Source organism: Streptomyces sp. NPDC002130 (assembly GCF_040296465.1).
GTDB lineage: Bacteria > Actinomycetota > Actinomycetes > Streptomycetales > Streptomycetaceae > Streptomyces.
Window position 1 is genome coordinate 1 of sequence record NZ_JBEOXI010001286.1, and the last position, 1,026, is coordinate 1,026.

1 protein-coding gene and 1 pseudogene are annotated in these 1,026 nt (G+C 61.3%); one reads left to right on the forward strand and one right to left on the reverse strand.

Going from position 1 to position 1,026, the window contains the following annotated elements; genetic code table 11:
- Window positions 1-94: pseudogene (locus ABT116_RS50320) on the forward strand (anthranilate synthase component I family protein); the annotation flags it as partial.
- A gap of 91 nt (window positions 95-185) precedes the next feature.
- On the opposite strand, the gene ABT116_RS50330 reads toward ABT116_RS50320, so the two are convergent.
- Window positions 186-728, reverse strand: coding sequence for an MspA family porin (locus tag ABT116_RS50330; RefSeq protein ID WP_351648559.1), 543 nt, complete (start codon window positions 726-728; stop codon window positions 186-188).
- Between the last annotated feature and the right edge of the window lie 298 nt (window positions 729-1,026).

The following is a 1,026-nucleotide window of genomic DNA, read 5'->3' on the forward strand; positions in this document are numbered from 1 at the left end:
CATCTACCAGATCCAGATCGGGCACCGCATCGACGTGGACACCGAGCTGACCCCGCTCGAGGTCTACCGGCGGTTGCGGCACCGCAACCCGTCGCTTCATTCGACGGTCGGCGAGGCGATGAGTGATCTCGACAGGTCACTGGATCTGCTGCGTCGCGCCGCGAATCCGCTCGGCGTCGACCTCATCAGCGCGGGCACGCACCCGTTCGCGCAATGGTCCGAACGGCCGCTTCGGGACCGTCGAATTCCTGATCTTCGAGCAGCGCGACGTCGGTGATACCGCCCGGCGCCAGATCGACGTCCAGTTCCTGTGAAGGAATGATGTCGCCGCCGATGGCGAACCCGTTCGAAATGTCCAGGCCCAGTTCGAAGTCCGGAACCAGACCGATACCGAGGTTGGTTCCACTCTCGACAGCCCAGTCGAGACCGGGGCTGTTGAGAACGACCGTCGCGCCGGTCAACGCGATCGGATAGCCGATCTGATAACCGATCGTCAGCTTCGTGCCGGTGAAACTTGCTGCGTCCGGCCCGTCGATCTTCACGCCGGCAACCCCGTCGTGGAAGAACTCGACGCTCAGCGGTGAGCTGTCGAGAGGCGGAAAGACGTGGATAGCGGTGTCAGCCTGGTAGACCTCTATCCGATTTCCTTTGACGTCGGTGATCGAACTGGTGTTGTCGACGCCTGCCGACGCCGTCCCACCCCCCAGGACAACGGCCAACAGGGCCACTGCTCCCACTGCGCTACTGCGAACTGCTGTCTTCGACATGCACAAGCACCATCCCATCCAGTATAGGCCCCGGACGTAGGTTCCAACTCTTCGTCGAGGATGGGATTCGTCGGGGCTGCCTGAACAAACGCGAGCAAGATCCTTGTTGCGATACCCCGGTCACGAACCCGTCAAACGATGCACGAAAACATTACTTTCCGGACAAGTCGGGCGGACCGGTTTGTCCCGCTGACTACGCCCGCTCGCGGACGCGAACCGTTTTGTTCGTTACTCTGACAGTGGAAGTTATCGAATCGAG